This is a genomic window from Aliirhizobium wenxiniae (assembly GCF_019511445.1).
Lineage (GTDB): Bacteria > Pseudomonadota > Alphaproteobacteria > Rhizobiales > Rhizobiaceae > Neorhizobium > Neorhizobium wenxiniae_A.
The window spans coordinates 85,072-106,641 of sequence record NZ_JAEUAN010000007.1 but is presented as its reverse complement, the minus strand read 5'-3'; the positions used below and the strand labels follow the sequence as shown (position 1 = coordinate 106,641).

Below are 21,570 nucleotides of genomic sequence, written 5' to 3'. Positions count from 1 at the left end.
TCATAACTTTTGGATATAACAAGCGTGTGACATGGATATGCAGCAAGCGGCCGTTCGCCGGCAAAACGGAGTGGCGCTATGGCGGCAGATCGCAGACCGGATACGCTCGGCCATCGCCAGTGGTGAGTATGATGAAACCGGCAAAGTGCCGCCGGAAATGGTGCTTGCGGCGCAGTTCGGCGTCAACCGCCATACCGTGCGCAGCGCCTTGGCGGCTTTGGCTCAGGAAGGCATCGTTCAGGCTGTTCAGGGCCGGGGAACGCTGATCCTGCGGAAGGAGAGGCTGAATTTTCCGATTTCGCGTCGCACGCGCTTCAATCAGGGCATTGGAGATCAGGCCCGGGAAAAGGAAGGCATATTGCTCGCCTCATCCGAAGAATCCGCGACGGCCGATCTCGCCGCTCGATTACAATTGCCCGTTGGCACGCGGCTTATCCGCCTGGAGACCCTGAGAAAGGCGGATCGCCGGCCCGTCTCGCGCGCGACGACATGGTTTCCGGCGGAACGATTTGCCGGCATGGCCGAGGCCTATCGTGACAGCGGCTCCATCACCGCGGCCTTTGCGGCTGTCGGCTTGCCGGACTATGTTCGTGCCTCGACGGAAATTACCGCCGTCCACGCCGACAGTGACGACCTTTCCTCCCTGGAACTGTCACCGGGGGCGATCGTGCTCGTCACCCGGGCGCTGAATGTCGATCCCGACGGCGTGCCGGTTCAGTATGCGGTCAGCCGCTTCTCCGCTGATGCGGTGCAGTTCACGATCGAGAATTGACACCGCCGAAACAGAAAACGCCAGCCGCAGTTTCCTGTCGGCTGGCGCTGCAATTATTGGGCCCGGAAAGCGCTTAATGCGCGCCGGACATGTCGCCGAGCACGTCCTTGGAAGCGACCGTCGAGTCTGCGTTGAGCTTGTAGACCATCGGAACGCCGGTTGCGAGGTTGACGCCGAGGATCTGCTCCTTCGTCAGCTTGTCGAGCACCATGACAAGCGAACGCAGCGAATTGCCGTGGGCAGCAACCAGAACCTTTTCGCCGCGAAGGACGCGGGGCAGGATTTCGGTCAGGTAATAGGGCCAGACGCGGGCGCCGGTATCACGCAGGCTTTCACCGCCCGGAGGCGGGACGTCATAGGAACGGCGCCAGATGTGAACCTGCTCTTCACCCCACTTGGCGCGGGCATCGTCCTTGTTGAGGCCGGAAAGATCGCCATAGTCGCGTTCGTTGAGTGCCTGATCCTTGATCGTCTTAAGGTCCGGCTGGCCGACCTTGTCGAGCACGATCTTCAGCGTCTTCTGTGCACGCTGCAGGTCAGAGGTGAAGGCGATGTCGAATTTGATGCCGGTCTCTGCCAGTGCCTGCCCGCCGGTTTCGGCTTCCTGGATTCCGAGCGGGGTCAGGTCAGGGTCCTTCCAGCCGGTGAACAGATTTTTGAGATTCCAGTCGCTCTGGCCGTGGCGAACGAGGACAAGGGTACCGCTCATGAGAAAGACCTCCGTATATTATTGATTTGAGAGCCCGAGCACGTCGAGCATCGAATATTGACCGGGCTTCTTATTGCGCGCCCAGAGTGCGGCCGCAACTGCCCCGCGAGCGAAAATCGAACGGTCCCGGGCACTGTGCGACAATGTAACCAGCTCGCCTTCGCCGGCCAGGATGACGGAATGATCGCCGACAACCGAGCCGCCGCGCAGCGTCGCAAAGCCGATCGTGCCACCGGCGCGCGGGCCGGTATGGCCATCGCGTACGCGGACCGATTGTGAGGCAAGATCGATGCCGCGCCCTTCGGCGGCCGCTTCGCCGAGTAGCAATGCGGTGCCCGACGGCGCATCGACCTTGTGCTTGTGATGCATCTCGACAATCTCGATATCCCAGCCATCTGCCGGCAATGCGCGGGCAGCCTGCTTGGTCAGAACGCTGAGAAGATTGACGCCGAGGCTCATATTGCCCGACTTCACCACCCGTGCATGCCGGGCGGCAGCGGCGAATTTCTCCTCGTCATCGACCGAGCACCCGGTCGTGCCGATGACATGCACGATGCGCGCTTGTGCGGCGAGCCCTGCGAAAGTGACGCTGGCAGCAGGCGCGGTGAAATCGACTACGCCTTCTGCATTGAGAAAGGCCTGAAGCGGATCGCTGGTAACCGCAACGCCGATCGGTCCGAGACCCGACAAATCACCGGCATCTTTCCCGAGGAAGGGAGAGCCTTCGCGCTCTATGGCTGCATGAAGAGTGACACCTGGCGTTTCGTGAATAACGCGGATCAGCGTCTGACCCATTCGGCCGCCCGCACCCACGACAACCAGCTTCATCTCGTTCTCACTCATGTCCTGCCTGTTCCTGCTTAATGATGTTCCGGCGACTGCAGATTGTTGAGGCGAGCGTAGAGGCCGTTCTTGCGCTGGGCAAGGTCCTCATGCGTGCCTTCCTCGACCACACGTCCGTCCTGCATCACCACGATTTTATCGGCGTTGACGACGGTCGAGAGCCGGTGCGCGATCACGATGACGGTGCGGCCGTGCATGGCGGTATCAAGCGCCTTCTGCACCGCAGCTTCCGACTCGTTGTCGAGTGCCGAGGTCGCTTCGTCGAGAAGAAGGATCGGTGCATTGCGCACCAGCGCGCGGGCGATCGAAAGTCTCTGCCTCTGTCCGCCGGACAATGTCACCCCGTTCTCGCCGACCGCCGTCTCGTAGCCTTCGGGCTGCGCCATGATGAAATCGTGTGCGTGCGCGAGCCTCGCGGCCTCCTCGACCTCTTCATCGGTCGCTTCCGGTCGGCCGTAGCGGATGTTGTCACGGATCGAACCTTCGAACATGTAGGGCTGCTGCGAGACATAGGCGAGCTGGTGGCGAAGCGACGATTTGGTCACGTCGGCGATATTCTGCCCGTCCACCAGGATCTCGCCTTCGGCCGGATCATAAAACCGCGGAATGAGGTTGATGATCGTCGATTTACCCGCACCCGAAGGTCCGACCAGAGCTGTTGTCTTGCCGCCTTCAGCGACGAGATTGACGCCGCGCAGAATTGGAGCACCATCGGTGTAGGAAAAGGCGACGTTCTTGAGCTCGACCTTTGCTTCGCTGATGGCGAGGTCTGGAGCACCGGGCTTTTCGCGCTGTGCCGGCTGTAGATCGAGAAGGGCGTAGATCATCTGCGCGTTGACGACGGCGCGGTCCATCTGCACCTGAAGCTTGGCAAGCCGGCGTGCGGGATCATAGGCCATAAGCAGCGCGGTGACGAAGGCGAAGAAGGCGCCCGGTGGCACGTTATCGTAGATCGAGCGAAATGCGGCATAGGCCAGCACGCTCGAAATGGCGAAACCGGCAAAGGTCTCCGTCAGCGGTGACGTACGCTCGGAAAGCCGCGCTATACGGTTGGAGCGGGCCTCGGCCGTCTCGATGATCCTGTTGACCTTCTTCTCAAGCTCGTGCTCCATCGTGAAGGCCTTGACCACCGGGATACCCTGGATCGTTTCCTGCATCGCGCCAAGCACGCGGCTATTGACCTCGACCGCTTCCCGCGTCGCCAGTCTCAGCCGGCGTGAAACATAGCGAAGTGCATAAAGCAGCGGTGGTGCGACGGCAAAGACGATCAGCGACAGAACCCAGTCCTTGGAGACCATCACGGCGACAAGCGAGACGAGTGTCAAAAGATCTCGGGCGGTAGAGGTGACCGTGAGGTTCATCACATCGCGGATACCGGCAATATTCTGGCTGACCTGGGCAGCCAGATGCGAGGAGCGGGCCTCGGAGAAGAACCCGACCGAAAGCGTCATAAGATGGCTGTAGAGCCGACGCTGGTAACGCGCCACGATATTGTTGCTGATTTTCTGCAGCGCAACTGCCTGTCCGTAGGTGGCAAAGCCGCGCAGCACGAAGGCGGCGAGGATCGAGCCGCAGATCAACCAGACGATATCGGCGCGACGATTGGCGAACGCCTCGTTGACCACCTTCTCCATGATCCAGGCGGTGAATGCGGTCGACAGCGCCACGACAATCAGACAGCTGATCGCGAAGACATATCCGCGGATATGGTCGCGGCCGTTTTCCGAAATGATACGCTTCAGCACGCTGACAACGGTGCTGGAATCAACGTGGCGCTTTTTTTCTTTTTCAGCCTTCAACGGAAAGTCCCAATTCGGCAGGGTCACTGCACGGTCTTAACAAAGGGGCTTGTTAACCCCTCGGGCTTGGTTTTGCCAGTCGACCTCTGCCGGATTCGTTAACGGTGTGACTTTCCGGCATTCATCGGCGCCAGCACCGGCCATCTGTAACAATACCATAAGAAGTCGGCATGCGTGCATAGCTGGCGAGACCTGCAAGGGCTGCCTGCGGATGTGTGACGACGAAGGTCGGGATCGTTTTCATCAACTCCTTATGCGGCGCTTTGTCTTCGAAGGCCGCCCGGAACAGAGGCTTTTTCAGCTCCGGCAGGATTTTTGGCGAAATGCCGCCGCCAAGGAAAACACCGCCGCGAGCCATGAAAATGAGGGCAAGGTCGCCGGCGAGACGGCCGAGATAGGTTACGAAGAGTTCGAGTGCTTCGGCAGCCTGTGCGTTCTTTCCGCTCAAGCCCTCTTCCGTCACGTCGGCCGGTCGCTTCATCATTGGTTCGACGCCATCGGCGGCACAGACAGCATTATAGATGTGCAGAAGTCCGCGGCCGGAAATGATTTCCTCGGCCGAGACCCGTCCCTCAATGGTGACGAGATGCGGAAAAATTTCGAGATCGCGTGGCGTGCGCGGGCCGATATCGACATGTCCGCCTTCTCCCGGCACCGGGAACCATGTGTTATGGGCGTGAAGCAGGCCGGCAACACCAAGGCCGGTGCCAGGACCAAGGACGACACGCGTCGCGTCCACGGCCGGCAGAGCCGGGCCGATCGTCGCGCGGTCGCCATCGGTCAGTGTTGCGATGGCCAGCGCCTGGGCTTCGAAATCGTTGAGCACGAGCACCGCGTCGAAGCCGAGTTCGCCGATCATTTTCTTCGGCCGCACGATCCAGTCGCAATTGGTCAGATCGATCTCATCGCCATCAATTGGCCCGGCAATCGCAAGAATTGCAGAACGTGGCTTGGCAAGATCGGCATTTTTGAAAACCTTGTCGATGATCGCGTCATCGATCGTCTCGTAATCCGCCGTCTGAGCATGGACGAAATCAGTTGCCTTGCTCTCGGCATCGACAAGAATGGAGAAACGGGCATTGGTGCCGCCGATATCTCCGATCAGGATAGGAAAGGGCAGTGCTTCGGACTGAACATTGGCCATATCAACGGATCTCGCGGATTACTGAAAGTCGATGAGATGTTCCGCGGTGGCGCGGTTCAGCGCCATCGGGATGTCGTAGACGGTGGCAAGCCGGGTCAAGGCCTTGACGTCCACATCGTGTGGAAGTGCCGAGAGGGGGTCAATGAAGAAGACCAGCATGGTCACTTCGCCGGTCGCAATCATCGCACCGATCTGCTGATCGCCGCCGAGCGGACCGCTTTTCAGTCGCGTGACATCCAGATCCGGAGCGGCGTCTTGCACACGGCCACCGGTCGTACCCGTCGCAACAATGCGGAATTTCGACAATGCCGTCTGACGCTGCCGGGCAAAATCTGCCATGTCGTCTTTTTTCAGATCATGCGCGATGAGCGCGATGCACGGCTTTACCGATTCCAAGGCATTCCTCCATCGGGCCTTCGCAAGGCCCCTTCCATTCGCTTTGGCGTTCTATCGTGCCGTCATTCAGAATGGAAGGCTCGGCGTTGTCGCTGCATATGCCGGATGCCGAACGGGCTTAACGGAATGGGCGCTCGCGCGGCAGAGGTATGTCCGCGGGAACATTGGCCGGATTGGACGTGATGGCATCTATCTGGCCAACACTTGCAGGCGCGGACGGTTGGCTTGAATAAGCGACCGGTGCTCCTCCATAAGTCGCCTCCGCTTCCGAGCGAGCTTGTGCCGCAAGCACTGCTGCGCAGGCACGCGGAAGATCCGACACCATGACCTGTCGCGGCTTGACCGGTTTCCTGTTCGGATCGGCCGGTTTCGGCGGTGCCCAGGGCTCCTTGGTAAACCACCATGCGAGCGCCTTGCTATCGCAATCGTCCGTGGAAGGCGTTGCCGCCTGCCTTTCGCACCCGGCAGCACCCGGCGGGCAGTTCATGCGGATATGAAAATGCTCGTCATGGCCATAGACGGGCCTTACCTTGCCGAGCAGGCTCCGGTCGCCCGTCCAGGTCTGGCAGAGCTTTTTCTTGATTGCCGGATTGACGAAAACACGCTGCACCTGGGGATAGCTTGCGGCCTGCATCACCAAGCGGGCATGCGTGCTCGTCCACTTGCGCGAATCGACCGTAAGGAACTTGCTCTTGTCCAGCATCGAGGTGAACGGCATATCCTCCCGCTGCTGGGCGGTCATAGGCTGTGCCGGCTTCGGTGTGAACCATACATCGGCATCGAGGCCGATCTGGTGCGAGGCATGGCCGCTCAGCATCGGCCCTCCGCGCGGCTGGGAAATGTCGCCGACGAGAATGCCGCTGCCCCAACCGAGATTGGCCGCATCGCGGGAAAACTGCTCCAGCAGGTCGATCATCGCGGGGTTGCCCCAGCGGCGATTGCGCGAAAGCCGCATCGCCTGCCATGTCGGCCCATCCGTCGGCAGCGCCATGGCGCCCGACATGCAGCCCTTGGCATAAAAACCGAGTGGTTCGGGGGAGGCTGCATTCGGCAGTTTCACGGCGCCGAAAGCCTGCTTCGCAGTGCGCTCTTCCTGCGCTTGGGGTGCTTCCACAAGCGCGCCCAGAAGCGTAGCCGTTGCCACTAGCCCGAGAGCCATCTTCGAGATCGATTTCATCATTACCCGCCGCAAATCACTTTCGAAGCCATTCTACCGCGAAACGCGATTTTGGTGAAATGGCGATGTCTCCTCACTCCAGCCTTAAGATAAATCGCTTGTGACCGGCCGCTCCTGTTTTTTGCCGCCTTTTGCCTTATGCTTCTCCGCAACAAATCGAATGAAAAGGGAAAAACATGGATTTGGCTCGGCTCCGCAAAGGCCTCGCAATCGCCATGGCAGCTTCGCTCATGGCTTCAGGGGCGTTAGCGGATGAGCTGAAATGGCGCCATGGCATGGCCGTGGTCGGCGAACCGCAATTGCCGGTAGATTTCAAGGCACTTCCCTATGTCGATGTGAATGCCCCCAAGACAGGCGAGCTCAAGCTGGCGCAGTCAGGTACGTTCGACAACCTGAACCTTGCGATCGATCGAGGAGCCGTTGCCCCGAGCGTAGTCATGATCTTCGATACGCTGATGAAGCGATCGGAAGACGAGGTGTTCGGTACCTATGGCCTGCTCGCCGAATCGGTTGCCTATCCCGATGACATGTCGTCGGTGACGTTTCGCCTGCGGCCGGAAGCCAAATGGGCTGATGGCGAGCCGGTGACCCCTGAAGACGTCGTCTTCAGCCTCGACAAGCTGAAAGAAAACAGCGCCTTCTATTCCGGTTACTACCGGCATGTGACCGCTGCGGAAAAGACCGGCGAGCGCGAGGTGACTTTCCGCTTCGATGAGAAGAACAACAGGGAACTGCCCTCGATCGTCGGCGATTTCCCGATCCTGCCGAAGCATTGGTGGGAAGGAACCGACGGCCAGGGCAAGAAGCGTGATATTTCCCGCACCTCGCTGGAAGTGCCCATGGGCTCCGGGCCTTACAAGGTTGCCTCCGTCCAGCCCGGCTCGGTCATCCGCTACGAGTTGCGCGACGACTATTGGGGCAAGGATCTGCCGATCAACATCGGTCAGCATAATTTCCGCACCATCAGCTATACTTATTTTTCCGACAGCGACGTTCAGTTCGAAGCCTTCCGAGCCGGTAACATCGATTATCGGCAGGAAAACAGCTCCAGTCGCTGGGCCACGCGCTACGATTTCGATGCGGTCAAGGATGGACGGGTGACGAAGGAGGCACTGACCAACCCGTTCAAGGCGGTCGGTATCATGCAGGCCTATGTACCCAATATGCGCCGTGACATGTTCAAGGATGCGCGGGTGCGCGAGGCGTTGAATTACGCCTATGATTTCGAGGATCTCAACAAGAACCTCGCCTTTGGCGGCCTGAAGCGAGTGGACAGTTTCTTCTGGGGCACCGAACTTGCGTCCTCCGGTCTGCCTGAGGGCAAGGAACTGGAAATCCTCAACGAGCTGAAAGACAAGGTTCCGGCAGACGTCTTCACGAAGCCCTACGCCAATCCGGTCAATGGCGATCCGGCCAAGGTGCGCGATAACCTCCGTACGGCAGTTGGTCTGCTGAAGGAGGCAGGCTACGAGCTGAAGGGCAACCGCATGGTCAATTCCAAGACCGGCAAGCCCCTTAGCTTCGAGATACTGCTGAACAATGCCGGGCAGGAGCGTACTGTCACGCCCTACATCAATAGCCTCAAGAAGATCGGCATCGATGCTCGCATTCGCACGGTCGATGCCTCGCAATATATCAACCGCGTCCGCAGCTTCGATTACGACATTATTTTCGGTGTCTGGGGGCAAACGATGAACCCCGGTAACGAACAGAACGAATTCTGGGGTTCGGAATCCGTCAATCGCCAGGGATCGCGCAACTATGCCGGCATCGCCGACCCGGCCGTCGATATCCTGATCCGCAAGATCGTTTTCGCACCGAACCGCGATGAACAGGTTGCAGCCGTCAAGGCGATGGACCGTGTCCTGCTCGCAAACCACTATGTCGTGCCGATGTTCTATTCCGGTGAGGAGAAGATCGCTTACTGGAACCGCATCGGACATCCGGAAAAGCTGCCGGAATACGGGACCGGTTTTCCCGACGCGTGGTTTGCCAAACAGGCCGGCAAGTAAGATGCTTGCACCTTGAAGGCCCAACTGTTCCAAATGCCCGGATTGATTCGCTTGAAGACGAAGGAAGCCCGCTTGATCGTTGCAGGGAACCGCGGTGATATGCCCGAACCGTTCGGCAGGACGCTCTGATGGGCGCCTATATTCTACGCCGCGTATTGCTGATGATCCCGACCATCGTCGGCATCATGGCAATTTCGTTTCTGGTCGTGCAGTTCGCACCGGGTGGCCCGGTCGAACAGATCATTGCCCAGGTCCAGGGACAGGATTCCGGCGACCGGCTGTCGGGCGCCAGCAATGACCTGTCGGCTCAAGGCATGAGCTCCGATTCGAACTATCGCGGTGCCCAGGGCCTCGATCCGGAATTCATCAAGAAGCTTGAGCAGCAGTTCGGTTTCGACAAGCCGCCGCTCACCCGCTTTCTCGACATGATGTGGAACTATATCCGCTTCGATTTCGGCGAGAGTTTCTTCCGCAACACGCCGGTGATCGACCTGATCATCGACAAGCTGCCGGTTTCGATCTCGCTCGGCTTCTGGATCCTGATCGTCTCCTACCTGATCTCCATCCCGCTCGGCATCCGCAAGGCGGTGAAGGATGGATCGAGCTTCGACATCTGGACGTCCGGCGTCATCATCGTCGGTTACGCCGTGCCAAGCTTCCTGTTCGGCATCCTTCTGATCGTCATGTTCGCCGGCGGTTCCTTCTTCGACTGGTTCCCGCTGCGCGGTCTGGTCTCGGACAATTTCGACGATCTCACCTGGTATCAGAAGATCGGCGATTATTTCTGGCATCTCACCCTGCCGCTGATCGCCATGTCCTTGTCGGCTTTCGCCACGACGACGCTGCTGACCAAGAATTCCTTCATCGACGAGATCAAGAAACAGTATGTCACGACCGCCCGCGCCAAGGGGCTGAACGAGCGGCAGGTGCTTTACGGCCACGTTTTCCGCAATGCCATGCTGATCGTCATCGCCGGTTTTCCGGGTGCCTTCATCTCGGCCTTCTTCACCGGCTCGCTGCTGATCGAAAACATCTTCTCGCTCGATGGGCTGGGGCGGCTCGGTTATCTCTCGATCGTCAACCGTGATTATCCGATCGTCTTCGGCACGCTCTTCATCTTCTCGCTGATGGGCCTTGTGGTGAACCTGATCTCCGATCTGATCTACACATGGATCGATCCGCGTATCGATTTCGAGCGGAGGGATGTCTGATGAGCGTCCCTTCCACCACAATGTCGGTCGAGACGATGGCATCTGCGAAACGTCCATTCCTGTCGCCCACGACGAAGCGCCGGCTGGCCAATTTCCGGGCCAACCGACGCGGCTTCTGGTCCTTCTGGATCTTTCTGATCCTGTTCACGCTCAGCCTGTTTGCCGAATTCATCGCCAATGACAGGCCGATCGTCGCCTCCTACAAGGGCGAGATCCTCTATCCGGTTCTGGTCGATTACCCGGAGGAAAAGTTCGGCGGTTTTCTCGCGACCACCGACTATCGCTCCGACTTCATCCAGGAAGAGATCAACGCCAATGGCTGGATGGTCTGGCCGCCGATCCGCTATTCCTATCAGACGGTCAATTCGCAGATCCCCCATTCCGCCCCAACAGAACCCTTCTGGCTGATGGCGAAGGAGGATCGCTGCAAGGCCTATCCGCAAGGCGATCAGGATCCGAACTGCATTCTCGGTAACATGAACTGGCTCGGCACCGATGATCAGGCGCGCGATGTCATGGCGCGGATGATCTACGGTTTCCGCATCTCAGTCCTGTTCGGTCTAGCGCTCACCATCTGCTCGGCCGTCATCGGCGTTGGAGCCGGTGCCGTACAGGGGTATTTCGGCGGCTGGACCGATCTTCTGATGCAGCGTTTCATCGAGATCTGGTCGGCCATGCCGGTCCTCTACATCCTGCTGATCATCGCCTCGATCTTGCCGCCCGGCTTCTTCATCCTGCTCGGCATATTGCTGCTTTTCTCCTGGGTCAGCCTTGTCGGCGTGGTGAGAGCCGAATTCCTGCGCGCCCGCAATTTCGAATATGTGCGCGCGGCGCGTGCACTTGGTGTCGGCAACTGGACGATCATGGTTCGTCACCTCCTGCCCAACGCGATGGTGGCAACACTCACCTTCATACCCTTCATCCTCTCGGGCTCGATCGCGACCCTGACTTCGCTCGACTTCCTCGGCTTCGGCATGCCGCCCGGCTCGCCGTCGCTGGGAGAAATGATCGCCCAGGGCAAGAATAACCTTCAGGCGCCCTGGCTGGGTCTGACGGCTTTCTTCACCATGTCGATCATGCTGTCGCTTCTGATCTTCATCGGCGAAGCGGTGCGTGATGCCTTCGACCCCCGCAAGACGTTCAGGTGACATGATGACAGACGCACTCCTTTCCGTTCGTGATCTGTCCGTCGCCTTCCATCAGGGCGACGCCGAAACGCTCGCTGTCGACCGCGTATCCTTCGATATCCGTCCTGGCGAAGTCGTGGCACTGGTCGGTGAATCCGGCTCAGGCAAATCGGTATCCGCCAATTCCATCCTGAAGCTTCTGCCTTATCCGGCAGCAAGCCACCCTTCGGGCGAAATCCTGTTTCAGGGCAAGGATCTGCTGAAGGCATCCGAAGCGGAACTGCGCCATATGCGCGGCAACGACATCACGATGATTTTTCAGGAGCCGATGACCTCGCTCAATCCGCTTCACACGATCGAGAAGCAGATCGGCGAAATTCTGGAGATGCACCAGGCCATGACCGGGGCCGCTGCCCGTACCCGCATCCTGGAACTGCTCAATCAGGTCGGCATCCGCGAACCGGAAAAGCGCCTGACCGCTTATCCGCACGAACTCTCCGGCGGCCAGCGCCAGCGTGTGATGATCGCCATGGCGCTCGCCAACCGGCCGAAGCTTTTGATCGCCGACGAGCCGACAACTGCGCTCGACGTCACTGTTCAGGCTCAGATCCTCGAACTCCTGCGCAAGTTGAAGGGCGAGCATGGCATGTCGATGCTGTTCATCACCCATGATCTCGGCATCGTCCGCAAATTCGCCGATCGCGTCTGCGTCATGACCAAGGGCAGGATCGTCGAGGAAGGCACGGTCGCCGATGTCTTCGAGCGCCCGCAACATGCCTATACCCAGCATCTTCTCGCTTCCGAACCGCGCGGCGAACCGCCGACGGCCGATCCGGCCCGTCCGGTCGTGATGGAGGCAAAGGACCTGCGCGTCTGGTTCCCGATCAAGGCCGGTTTCATGCGCAAGGTCGTCGATCACGTGAAGGCGGTCGATGGGGTGGATCTGACGCTCCGGGCCGGCGAGACACTGGGCATTGTCGGCGAATCCGGATCGGGCAAGACGACGCTCGGTCTGGCGCTCGCCCGGTTGATTGCGTCCGAAGGCCGGATCGTCTTCATCGGCGATGCGATCAACGGTTATTCCTTCAAGCAAATGCTGCCTTACCGCAATCGTTTGCAGGTCGTCTTTCAGGACCCCTTCGGTTCGCTCAGCCCTCGCATGCCGGTAGGCGAGATCATCGCCGAAGGATTGAAGGTCCACGAGCGCTCGCTTTCCGCAGACGAGCGAGATCAGCGGGTGGCCTGGGCCTTGCAGGAAGTCGGCCTCGATCCGCAAACCCGATGGCGTTACCCGCACGAATTTTCCGGCGGCCAGCGGCAGCGTATCGCCATTGCCCGCGCCATGGTGCTGAAACCGCGTTTCGTCATGTTGGATGAGCCGACCTCGGCGCTCGACATGACGGTGCAGGCGCAGGTCGTGGATCTTCTTCGCGATCTGCAAGCCAAGCATGATCTCGCCTACCTCTTCATCAGCCATGACCTGAAAGTGGTGAAGGCGCTCGCCAACCACGTTATCGTCATGCGCATGGGCAAGGTGGTGGAAGAGGGGCCGTCCGAGGCGATCTTCAGGGCGCCGAAAGAGGATTACACCAAGGCTTTGATGGCCGCGGCCTTCAACATCGAAGCCGTGGAAAACGGCGCTATCGGTCAGTAATCAGGGAGAACAGTCTTGTCGGATAAGGGTGCGGTCGTCATTGACCTGAAATTCGGACGTCGTGATGTGGATCAGGCTCTGGTTGGCGCTCTCGCCGGACGCCAGGTCCTGCACGCATCCGACAAATCGGCGGATCTTTCCAATGCAAGCTATGCTTTTCTCTGGAAGCCGGACCTCGATCTCTTCGATCGCGCCCCCGATCTGAAAGTGTTGTTCTCCGGCGGTGCCGGTGTCGATTCCATCCTCGCCACGCCCGGCCTGCCGGATATCCCGATCGTCCGTTTCGTCGATGAAAGCCTTACCACTCGCATGAGCGAGTGGGTCGTGCTTCAATGCCTCAGCCACCTGCGCCAGGTCCCGGCCTATGCCGCCCAGCAACGTGCACGCATCTGGAAGGAATTGCATCAACCGGAAGCGAAGGACCTGACCGTCGGTGTCATGGGGTTAGGCGTGCTCGGCCAAGATAGTGTCCGCAAGCTGAAGATCATGGGTTTCAACGTCATTGGCTGGTCGCGCACGAAGAAGACGAGCGAGGGCATCGAAACCTACGATGCGTCGCAACTCGATGCCTTTCTGGCCCGCACCGACATGCTCGTCGGGCTCTTGCCGCTAACGGACGAGACGCGCGGCATCTTCAACGCATCGCTCTTTTCAAAACTTCGTCAAAAAGGTCCGCTTGGAGCACCTGTGTTCATCAATGCCGGACGCGGTGGCAGCCAGGTGGAAAAAGATCTGATCGCTGCTCTCGAAGCCAAAATCCTTGGCGGCGCGTCTCTCGACGTTTTCGAGCAGGAGCCGTTGTCGCCGGACAGCCCTTTCTGGTCGATGGATAATGTGATCGTCACGCCCCATGCAGCTTCTGCATCCGATATCCGCGCGCTTTTGCGCAATGCGGAGGTTCAGATGGAGCGGTTCGAACGAGGAGAGGCATTGCAGCACGTCGTCGACAGGACGACAGGTTACTGACGGCCTCATGTCTAGCGCCGACAATCGGGCCAGGCGCGCCGGGTTGTCGGTTTCATCGCATGAATGCAGGAGGTCAGGCACAATTATCAGTACTGCGACAATTGAACTGCATCTGGACTTAATCGATTTTTTTCCCGATAAAGCTGCCGGGAGGTGGGATTGTTAGCTTGCCTCTTTAGCGAGTGAGGCCGACCGGTTAAGGCAACCGGGACAGGGGCAGGCATGACCAAGACCGATATCGCAACCAGGGTGTACAATCACAGCTGGAAGCTCGATCCGATCATCCGCAGTCTGATCGACACCGACTTTTACAAACTTCTGATGTTGCAGATGATCTGGAAACTTTATCCGGATGTCGATGCAACTTTTTCCGTCATCAATCGGACCACCAGCGTGCGGCTGGCCGACGAGATCGATGAAGGCGCCTTGCGCGAACAGCTCGACCACGCCCGCACGGTCAGTCTTTCCAAGAAGGAAATGATCTGGCTGGCGGGTAACACGTTTTATGGCCGCAACCAGATTTTCGAGCCGGAGTTCCTGACCTGGCTTTCCAACTACAAGCTGCCCGAATACGAGCTTTCCCGGCGCAATGGACAGTATGAGCTGAATTTCCACGGCAAGTGGATGGACACCACGATGTGGGAAATTCCCGCACTCGCCATCATCAACGAGATGCGCTCGCGGACCGCCATGCGGTCGCTCGGTTATTTCACGCTCGATGTCATCTATGCCCGCGCCAAGGCCAGGATGTGGGAAAAAGTGCAGCGTCTGCGTGAGCTACCTGGCTTGAGGATTTCCGACTTCGGCACTCGCCGCCGCCATAGCTTCCTTTGGCAGCGCTGGTGCGTCGAGGCGCTGAAGGAAGGCATCGGCAGCGGCTTTACCGGCACAAGCAATGTATTGCTGGCTATGGATAGCGATCTGGAGGCCGTTGGTACCAACGCGCACGAGCTGCCGATGGTCGCTGCCGCTTTGGCGCAGACTGATGAAGAGCTGCGCAACGCGCCATACCAGGTGCTGAAGGACTGGAACCGCCTTTATCACGGAAACCTGCTTATCGTGCTGCCCGACGCTTTCGGCACCACCGCGTTTCTGCGGGATGCGCCGGATTGGGTGGCTGATTGGACGGGCTTCCGCCCCGACAGTGCCCCGCCGATCGAAGGCGGCGAGAAGATCATCGACTGGTGGAAGAAGGTTGGCCGCGATCCCAAGGAAAAACTCCTGATCTTCTCCGACGGTCTCGATGTCGATGCGATCATCGCCACCTACAAGCATTTTGAAGGCCGCGTGCGCATGAGTTTCGGCTGGGGCACCAATCTCACCAACGATTTTGCAGGTTGCGCGCCAACCCAGATCGATGGGCTGAAGCCGATTTCGGTTGTCTGCAAGGTCAGCGAAGCAAACGGCCGCCCCGCCGTGAAATTGTCGGATAACCCGCAAAAAGCGACCGGAGATGCCAGGGAGGTTCAGCGCTACCTTCGCCTGTTCGGCGATGACGACCGGGTCGACCAGACACTGGTCGTGTAACTCTTCTATGGAACCTTGAATGAGTAAGCCCCGCCGCAGCGGCGGGGCTTACTCTCAATCCGAAAGTCACTCGATGATCTGCACCACGGTGTGGGTTTGCGGATCGACGATCACACGTTGATTGTTGACGACGGTGTAGGCGTATTTGGTGTTGCTCGGCACCGGCGTCAGCACGACCGTTTCCGGTACCGGCTTGCCGACCACGATCGGTTGCTCGATCGTAACTGCCGTTGTCGGAGCTGGCTGTTGCTCGACATAGGTAATCACCTCGCGTGGCGGCGGGTCGATCGCGGTACCGGCGATCGCGCCGACCACACCGCCCACAGCCGCCCCCACGGGACCACCAACGACGGCGCCAGTCACGGCACCGCCTGCAGCGCCGGTCACGGTGCCCTGTTGTGCAAAGGCCTGGCCCGAAAGCGTTGCTGCGAAGATTACGCAGGAAGCAAGAATGATCTTTTTCATGGTTCTTCTCCTCTTTTGACTTCCGGCCAAAGAACCGCCTGATGGATGAAACGGTTCCGAAAGCCCGCTCACCTTTGTGCAAAGCCCGAAATATTTGGAGATCACTCAGCCTGTTGCAGATTGGTGTTTCTGTCTTTGGCTGTCATCGTGCCGAAGCCCAAAAGCCGCGAGGTTCAAACACTTAACCAAGCCCGGAAAAATGGCAGCGATCCGCGTGATGCCTATTGCCAAGCGGTGAGCGCCAACTATTTGCCGCTTGAGTAATGGGAGAAGTGCCCGTGGAATATCGCTTTCTGATTGTCGAAGACAGCCTGCTCGTCGCAATGGACATAGAGGAGGCCGTTCAGCGTAGCGGTCATGATGTGGTCGGCATTGCCCCCGACATGAAGGTGGCGCTCAACTATACAAGGGACACGGATATCGCTTTCGTCGATGTGCGGCTCGCGGATGGTGAGACCGGCCCGGAGATTGCAAGGGTTTTGGCGGAATACGGTATTGTCGTCATCATGATCACGGGAAATCCCGGGGTCGTTTCCTCCGGTGTCGATGGCGTTCTCGGTGTCATGGCCAAGCCTCTTACGGATCAGGCTTCGATGGATCTCATCCAGTTTGCTGTCGATCGCAAGAACGGAAAGCCCGGCATCCCGCCGGCGCGCCTCAGGCTTTTCCACTAAAGCAATTCCAGCAAAAGTGGGAACCGGTTTTGCGTCCGGAATAGCGTAAAGACAAAGAGATAGGGCGGTTTCGCGTTTCGAAGAAAGGCGGAAATGCTTTAGCGGCTCGTTGCTTCAATCCTTTTGATTGGGTAAGTCATGCCCATCAATGGCGGAAGCGAACATGCGTTTTTTCATTACCGGTACGGCAGGTTTCATCGGGTTTCATCTGGCGCGCAAGCTGTTGCAGGATGGCCATGAGGTCGTCGGTTTCGACGGGATGACGCCCTATTACAGCCTGCGCCTGAAGGAGGCGCGCAATGCCGGTCTTGCGCAGTTCCCGTCCTTCCGCTTCGTTCAGGGCATGCTGGAAGACAAGGCTCTTCTTCAGGAGACGGTCAAAACCTTCAAGCCCGATGTGATCGTCCATCTGGCAGCTCAGGCAGGCGTGCGCTACAGCCTCGAAAATCCGAAGGCGTATCTTGATTCCAACCTTATCGGCTCGTGGAATATCCTTGAGATTGCTCGCGAGGTCGGTGTCGGTCATCTGATGCTGGCTTCGACCTCGTCCGTCTACGGCGCCAATCCGGGTATTCCTTTCCGGGAAACCGACAAGGCTGACGAACCGCTGACCTTCTATGCCGCCAGCAAGAAGTCGATGGAGGTCATGGCGCATAGCTACGCCCATCTCTACAAGGTTCCGACCACGGCCTTCCGCTTCTTCACCGTCTACGGTCCCTGGGGCCGGCCGGACATGGCGCTCTTCAAGTTCGTCAAGGCAATGCTGGACGATGAGGAAATCGAGATCTACGGCGAAGGCAAGATGAGCCGGGACTTCACCTATATCGATGATCTGGTCGATTCCATCATCGATCTGTCGAAGGTTCCTCCGTCTGAAGCGAACCGTGTCGCGGAAATCGATACGCTTTCGGCTGAAGGTCCGTTCCGCACAGTCAATCTCGGAGGCGGTCAGCCTGTCGGGCTTCTCGATTTCATCGAAGTCATCGAAAAGGCCATGGGCAAGCCGGCAAGGCGCAAGATGTTGCCCATGCAGAAGGGCGATGTCCCACGCACCTTCGCCAGCCCCGATCTGCTTCTCGCCCTGACAGGACGCAAGCCGGAAACCGGAGTGGAAGAAGGCGTCGGCGCATTTGTCCGCTGGTATCTCGATCACCGATCCGAGATCGAGTGAATAAAGACTTAAAAGCTTCACGCTGTTGGTAACGATGTTGTCACGTCCATAGCATGAGGCTTGTTCTCGCCGTATTCGCACCCCAGTTCGGGAGTGCATTATTATCCAAGACAGGGTCAAAGAGTTAGGCTTAGCTGCGATTTTCGCCAGCTTGGCTTCGCTTTTGAAAGACTTTATGGTGTCTCGAAACACAGATCAGATTTTATCAAAGGTCAAGGGCATGTCACAGGGTTTCAGAGATGCCCGCATCCTCATGTATAGCCACGACACGTTCGGGCTCGGCCACATTCGCCGCTGCATGACGATCGCCAATCACCTGGTCGAAAACTTCCAGGGCGCGCATGTGCTTATCATCTCCGGCGCGACGATCGCCGGTGCCTTCGATTATCGTTCGCGTGTCGACTACGTGAAGATCCCCAGCGTGATCAAGCTGCGCAATGGCGATTACACGTCGATGGACGAGCATATCAATCTCGAAGAAACGCTGGAAATGCGCCAGGCGATCATTCGCCAGACGGCCGAATCCTTCCAGCCGGATATCTTCATCGTCGACAAGGAGCCGCTCGGTCTTCGTCGCGAAGTGGAAGACACGCTGGTCTATCTCAAGAGCCGCGGCACGCTGCTGGTGCTTGGTCTGCGTGACGTGATGGACGCGCCGCATCTTCTGGATGCCGAATGGCGTCGTAACGATGTGATGGCGAAAATCGATCAGCTCTACGATAACGTCTGGGTCTATGGCCCTCCCGATTTTCACGATCCGCTCACCGGGCTTGACGTGCCGCCATCGCTTCGCCGTAAGATGACCTTCGTCGGCTTCCTTCAGCGCAAGGCCTGGACAAAACGAACGACATCGCTGCCGAAGCGCGACGGCTATATTCTTGTGACGACCGGTGGCGGCGGTGATGGCTACGATCTCGTCCGCGACGTGATCAATGCCTATCAGGCTGATCCGACATTGACCGAAAAGGCGCTGATCGTGCTCGGCCCCTATATGCCTGGAGAGCAGCGAACCGAACTGCTCAAGGCGGCCGGGCAGCATGACTGTCTCGAAGTCATCGAATTCGACAACCGCATGGAAGACCTGATCGCCAATGCACGGGCGATCGTCGCCATGGGGGGCTACAATACCTATTGTGAGATCCTGTCCTTCGACAAGCCGGCGCTGATCATCCCGCGCATGGTTCCGCGGCAGGAACAGTTGATCCGCGCGATGAGGGCGACCGAGCTCGGGCTGGTGGCCATGCTGCATCCGGACCATTCCTCGGATGGTTTGAGGCTCTCTGCGGCGATAAAGGAACTGCTTCTCCGCGATCCTCCGTCTGTAACGGCACCGGATTACCGCCTCGAAGGCCTGCCCAATCTTTCCGCCATCGTGCAGGAATATCTGCAGGGAAAGCGCCCGGATTATCTCTCTGTCGTCGAGAGCTGATTTCAGCCGGCGTGGCTGAGTTCATCGCGCAGCAGCCGCGCCGTTTCCCGCGCGCCATCCATGTTCAGGTCGAGATGAGCCTTGCCACGTTGCGCAAGCGCCTTCTCGATACCGGTCGCCACCATTTCAGGCGTGATCGCGGCTTCCTCAATATATTCCGCCAGCCCGAGTTCATGTAGTTTCACGGTGCGCGCCGTCTGTTCCGTCTCGCCGCCAGCCGCAAAAGGCACCAGCAGTGACCCGCAACCGGCTCGCAGCACGTCGCAGACGGTATTGTAGCCCGCCTGTGAGATCGACAGCTCTGCACTGCCGAGCAATTGCCGGAAATCGCTTCTGAAACGAAACACATCCATATCGCCGTCACCCATTGAGGCAAGGCTTTCAAAGCTTGCCGCATCGAGGTTCGGACCGGTGATGACGCACCAGCGCCCGGGCGATGCGATCAGGCCGCGCGCCGCAACGGCGGCATTCAGCAATTTCTGCCCAACCGCTCCGCCGCCGGCAGACACGATCACTCGATATTTTTCGGGCGAGGGGGTGGGGGCGGCCGGTGCCACTAAACCGGTATAGAGCACTTTGTCCGCGATCTCATCTGCAAGCGGAAACGTGTCTTCGATCCGCGTCAGATTCCGGTCGCCATGAACGAGCACGCGGTGGAAATGCTGTTTGACCAGCGCCACGGTCTCTTCGTCCCGTCCCGGCTTCTTGTTCACCTGCAGGATATCGCGGATCGAAGCAAACAGCAGCGGCTTTGGCCGCATCGCCTTGATCGCATCGAGAAACGGCAAAAGCTCGAAGCGCATCTGTCGGCGACCGAACGGAAAAGCTTCGGTGATGACGATATTCGGTTTCGTGTCGCCGAGAACCGCTAGCAGCTGCGTCATGCGCTGACGCTCGCCCTCCGGCCCGAGTGCTGCTCCATTGATGTCCTGTAACCCTGAAAACCCCTCGCGGGAGGTAACTTCCGGCATCAGGCGCACATGCTTGATGCCAGGTCCTGGAAAACCGGGCACAGGCAGGCCGCCGGTCACCATCGTCACATCGAAACCATCCTCCGCCAGCGCGGACGCAACCAGGCTTGCCCGGGCGATATGGCCGATTCCGAGCAGATGCTGGACATAGAAGAGCACGCGCGGTGATGTCATGGCTGCGGATGCTCCTTGGTGGCGGGTTGCGAATAGGCTAAGGAGAACAATCTCTCCAGATCGGTTATGCTGGTCTTGTGGTCGAAATGACCGCGGACTTTCGCTTCAGCATTCCTGGCCATCCGGTCGCGTTCCGACGGATGGCGCATCGCGCTTTCTATTGCGATAGCCAATGCCTGTGGGTCTTCCGGTTCGACAAGCAGTCCGTTTTCCTGATCGACGAACAGTTCCGGAATGCCGGAAATCGTTGTCGAGATGCAGAGGATCCGCTGGCTGGCCGCCTCGACCAGAACATTCGGCAGCCCGTCACGATCGCCATCCTTGCCGATCCGGCAGGGTAGGGCAAAGATATCGGCCTCACCATAACGCTGCAGCACTTCCTGTTGCGACATGGCTCCGTGCCAGTTGACGCGGCCCGAAAGCCCGAGTTCTTCCGCAAGCGGCTTCAGCACCTTCAGCTCGTCCCCGCCGCCGACATGATCGAGCCGCCAATGAAGATCGGCAGGAAGCAGCGCCAGTGCCTTGAGCAGGATATCAAAACCCTTTTTCGGCACCGCGCGGCCAACGGCGAGGATCGCGATGGGATCATTCGGATCGGAACCGTCACGCGTAGCGGTTGCCCTGTCGGGGGAGGGAAAGCGGCTGAGATTGAGGCCATGATAGCTGAGATGCACCTTGCCGGCGTTCTCTGAGAGCGTGCGCAGATGATCGGCGCCACCACGGGTGCAGGTCACCGTCCAGCTTGCATCATCGAGCTTGTCGGAAAGTTCCCAGTCGGGGCTTGTCCATATGTCCTTGGCATGGGCGGAAACGGTAAAGGGTATGCCGAGCAGCTGCGAGGCGTAGCGTGCGACCGAAGCCGGTGTGTGGATGAAATGCACATGCAGCCAGTCCGCACCCTGTGGCCACTCGCGGGCAAGCACCAGCGCCTGCCCGAAGCGGCGAAAGCGGTTGCGGCTGATATCGCGCGGCAGGTCGTTCAGGAATGCCTTGGCTGCGGCCCGAAAGGTTGGTTTGCCGAACCAATGGAAAAACCCCTTGGCGACGCGCAGAGGCTCTTCGTGCAGATATTCCGGCAGGTAGTGTACGGGGGCCTCGATCTCGTCATGTACCGGATGCCGCTTCTTGTCGGTCGGCCGACGCATCGACATCAGCTCCAGCTTGAAGCCTGCCAGTTCCAGGCCGCGCAGTTCCTGCGCGATGAAGGTCTCCGAAAGGCGTGGATAGCCCTTCAAAAGCACGACCATCTTTTTCGGTATGTTCAACGTCGTTCCTATGCGGTCTTTGCCGGCCGATATCCCCTGCGAGGATCGGCCGGCAAAACCAGTATCCGCCCGTTCTGAGCCGCG

General features: G+C 59.0%; 19 protein-coding genes. 10 read left to right on the top strand and 9 right to left on the bottom strand.

The annotated features are described in order from the left end of the window. The first annotated feature begins 37 nt into the window (after positions 1 to 37). On the top strand, positions 38 to 772 hold the full coding sequence (gene phnF, locus JNB91_RS10900; RefSeq protein WP_220325670.1) for a phosphonate metabolism transcriptional regulator PhnF: 735 nt from the start codon (positions 38 to 40) through the stop codon (positions 770 to 772). A 73-nt stretch (positions 773 to 845) separates the two neighbouring features. Here phnF and JNB91_RS10895 read toward each other — a convergent pair whose 3' ends face one another. The 6 genes from JNB91_RS10895 to mepA form a co-directional block, all read right to left on the bottom strand. Next, positions 846 to 1,481, bottom strand: coding sequence for a 2,3-bisphosphoglycerate-dependent phosphoglycerate mutase (locus JNB91_RS10895; protein ID WP_112506748.1), 636 nt, complete (start codon positions 1,479 to 1,481; stop codon positions 846 to 848). An 18-nt stretch (positions 1,482 to 1,499) separates the two neighbouring features. Then, entirely contained in the window at positions 1,500 to 2,324 is an 825-nt protein-coding gene (dapB, locus tag JNB91_RS10890; RefSeq protein WP_220325531.1) for a 4-hydroxy-tetrahydrodipicolinate reductase, read from the bottom strand. Between the two features lie 17 nt (positions 2,325 to 2,341). Next, the gene (locus JNB91_RS10885; RefSeq protein ID WP_220325530.1) at positions 2,342 to 4,123 is read right to left on the bottom strand and encodes an ABC transporter ATP-binding protein; all 1,782 of its coding nucleotides are present in this window, start codon (positions 4,121 to 4,123) and stop codon (positions 2,342 to 2,344) included. 121 nt (positions 4,124 to 4,244) lie between these two features. Beyond that, a complete protein-coding gene (locus JNB91_RS10880; protein WP_220325529.1) occupies positions 4,245 to 5,267 on the bottom strand; it encodes a glucokinase in 1,023 nt (340 codons plus the stop codon). A gap of 18 nt (positions 5,268 to 5,285) precedes the next feature. Beyond that, positions 5,286 to 5,663 carry a methylglyoxal synthase gene (locus JNB91_RS10875; RefSeq protein ID WP_220325528.1) on the bottom strand — a complete coding sequence of 126 codons (378 nt, stop codon included), beginning with the start codon at positions 5,661 to 5,663 and terminating at the stop codon, positions 5,286 to 5,288. 118 nt (positions 5,664 to 5,781) lie between these two features. Further along, positions 5,782 to 6,840, bottom strand: coding sequence for a penicillin-insensitive murein endopeptidase (gene mepA / locus JNB91_RS10870; RefSeq protein WP_220325669.1), 1,059 nt, complete (start codon positions 6,838 to 6,840; stop codon positions 5,782 to 5,784). A gap of 176 nt (positions 6,841 to 7,016) precedes the next feature. On the opposite strand from mepA, the gene JNB91_RS10865 reads away from it, so the two are divergent. The 6 genes from JNB91_RS10865 (at position 7,017) to pncB (ending at position 15,337) form a co-directional block, all read left to right on the top strand. Continuing rightward, complete coding sequence (locus JNB91_RS10865; RefSeq protein ID WP_220325527.1) at positions 7,017 to 8,852, top strand: extracellular solute-binding protein; 1,836 nt, start codon at positions 7,017 to 7,019, stop codon at positions 8,850 to 8,852. A 128-nt stretch (positions 8,853 to 8,980) separates the two neighbouring features. Further along, complete coding sequence (locus tag JNB91_RS10860) at positions 8,981 to 10,063, top strand: microcin C ABC transporter permease YejB (RefSeq protein WP_220325526.1); 1,083 nt, start codon at positions 8,981 to 8,983, stop codon at positions 10,061 to 10,063. 20 nt (positions 10,064 to 10,083) lie between these two features. Then, positions 10,084 to 11,211 (top strand): ABC transporter permease, encoded by a 1,128-nt coding sequence (locus JNB91_RS10855; RefSeq protein WP_430736267.1) that lies wholly within the window; start codon positions 10,084 to 10,086, stop codon positions 11,209 to 11,211. Between the two features lie 4 nt (positions 11,212 to 11,215). Beyond that, a complete protein-coding gene (locus JNB91_RS10850; protein ID WP_220325524.1) occupies positions 11,216 to 12,844 on the top strand; it encodes an ABC transporter ATP-binding protein in 1,629 nt (542 codons plus the stop codon). 15 nt (positions 12,845 to 12,859) lie between these two features. Continuing rightward, positions 12,860 to 13,810 (top strand): 2-hydroxyacid dehydrogenase, encoded by a 951-nt coding sequence (locus JNB91_RS10845; protein WP_220325523.1) that lies wholly within the window; start codon positions 12,860 to 12,862, stop codon positions 13,808 to 13,810. 222 nt (positions 13,811 to 14,032) lie between these two features. Continuing rightward, on the top strand, positions 14,033 to 15,337 hold the full coding sequence (pncB, locus tag JNB91_RS10840) for a nicotinate phosphoribosyltransferase (protein ID WP_220325522.1): 1,305 nt from the start codon (positions 14,033 to 14,035) through the stop codon (positions 15,335 to 15,337). A 66-nt stretch (positions 15,338 to 15,403) separates the two neighbouring features. Here pncB and JNB91_RS10835 read toward each other — a convergent pair whose 3' ends face one another. Continuing rightward, entirely contained in the window at positions 15,404 to 15,802 is a 399-nt protein-coding gene (locus tag JNB91_RS10835) for a DUF1236 domain-containing protein (protein ID WP_220325521.1), read from the bottom strand. A gap of 278 nt (positions 15,803 to 16,080) precedes the next feature. On the opposite strand from JNB91_RS10835, the gene JNB91_RS10830 reads away from it, so the two are divergent. The 3 genes from JNB91_RS10830 (at position 16,081) to JNB91_RS10820 (ending at position 19,076) form a co-directional block, all read left to right on the top strand. After that, positions 16,081 to 16,476 (top strand): response regulator, encoded by a 396-nt coding sequence (locus JNB91_RS10830; RefSeq protein ID WP_220325520.1) that lies wholly within the window; start codon positions 16,081 to 16,083, stop codon positions 16,474 to 16,476. A gap of 163 nt (positions 16,477 to 16,639) precedes the next feature. Beyond that, positions 16,640 to 17,647, top strand: a complete 1,008-nt coding sequence (locus JNB91_RS10825) for an NAD-dependent epimerase/dehydratase family protein (protein ID WP_220325519.1) — start codon at positions 16,640 to 16,642, stop codon at positions 17,645 to 17,647. A gap of 220 nt (positions 17,648 to 17,867) precedes the next feature. Next, a complete protein-coding gene (locus JNB91_RS10820) occupies positions 17,868 to 19,076 on the top strand; it encodes a glycosyltransferase family protein (protein WP_220325518.1) in 1,209 nt (402 codons plus the stop codon). 2 nt (positions 19,077 to 19,078) lie between these two features. On the opposite strand, the gene JNB91_RS10815 is transcribed toward JNB91_RS10820, so the two are convergent. Together JNB91_RS10815 and JNB91_RS10810 are read right to left on the bottom strand one after the other, a co-directional pair. Beyond that, positions 19,079 to 20,221, bottom strand: coding sequence for a glycosyltransferase family protein (locus tag JNB91_RS10815; protein WP_220325517.1), 1,143 nt, complete (start codon positions 20,219 to 20,221; stop codon positions 19,079 to 19,081). Then, the gene (locus JNB91_RS10810) at positions 20,218 to 21,468 is read right to left on the bottom strand and encodes a glycosyltransferase family 4 protein (protein ID WP_220325516.1); all 1,251 of its coding nucleotides are present in this window, start codon (positions 21,466 to 21,468) and stop codon (positions 20,218 to 20,220) included. The genes JNB91_RS10815 and JNB91_RS10810 overlap by 4 nt, the downstream gene beginning before the upstream one ends. Between the last annotated feature and the right edge of the window lie 102 nt (positions 21,469 to 21,570).

Bases quoted from the DNA above. Each gene is read 5' to 3' on its own strand.
- phnF (WP_220325670.1), top strand. From the start codon at position 38: ATGCAGCAAGCGGCCGTTCGCCGGCAAAACGGAGTGGCGCTATGGCGG.
- JNB91_RS10895 (WP_112506748.1), bottom strand. From the start codon at position 1,481: ATGAGCGGTACCCTTGTCCTCGTTCGCCACGGCCAGAGCGACTGGAAT.
- dapB (WP_220325531.1), bottom strand. From the start codon at position 2,324: ATGAGTGAGAACGAGATGAAGCTGGTTGTCGTGGGTGCGGGCGGCCGA.
- JNB91_RS10880 (WP_220325529.1), bottom strand. From the start codon at position 5,267: ATGGCCAATGTTCAGTCCGAAGCACTGCCCTTTCCTATCCTGATCGGA.
- mepA (WP_220325669.1), bottom strand. From the start codon at position 6,840: ATGAAATCGATCTCGAAGATGGCTCTCGGGCTAGTGGCAACGGCTACG.
- JNB91_RS10865 (WP_220325527.1), top strand. From the start codon at position 7,017: ATGGATTTGGCTCGGCTCCGCAAAGGCCTCGCAATCGCCATGGCAGCT.
- JNB91_RS10860 (WP_220325526.1), top strand. From the start codon at position 8,981: ATGGGCGCCTATATTCTACGCCGCGTATTGCTGATGATCCCGACCATC.
- JNB91_RS10855 (WP_430736267.1), top strand. From the start codon at position 10,084: ATGTCGGTCGAGACGATGGCATCTGCGAAACGTCCATTCCTGTCGCCC.
- JNB91_RS10850 (WP_220325524.1), top strand. From the start codon at position 11,216: ATGACAGACGCACTCCTTTCCGTTCGTGATCTGTCCGTCGCCTTCCAT.
- pncB (WP_220325522.1), top strand. From the start codon at position 14,033: ATGACCAAGACCGATATCGCAACCAGGGTGTACAATCACAGCTGGAAG.
- JNB91_RS10835 (WP_220325521.1), bottom strand. From the start codon at position 15,802: ATGAAAAAGATCATTCTTGCTTCCTGCGTAATCTTCGCAGCAACGCTT.
- JNB91_RS10825 (WP_220325519.1), top strand. From the start codon at position 16,640: ATGCGTTTTTTCATTACCGGTACGGCAGGTTTCATCGGGTTTCATCTG.
- JNB91_RS10820 (WP_220325518.1), top strand. From the start codon at position 17,868: ATGTCACAGGGTTTCAGAGATGCCCGCATCCTCATGTATAGCCACGAC.
- JNB91_RS10815 (WP_220325517.1), bottom strand. From the start codon at position 20,221: ATGACATCACCGCGCGTGCTCTTCTATGTCCAGCATCTGCTCGGAATC.
- JNB91_RS10810 (WP_220325516.1), bottom strand. From the start codon at position 21,468: ATGGTCGTGCTTTTGAAGGGCTATCCACGCCTTTCGGAGACCTTCATC.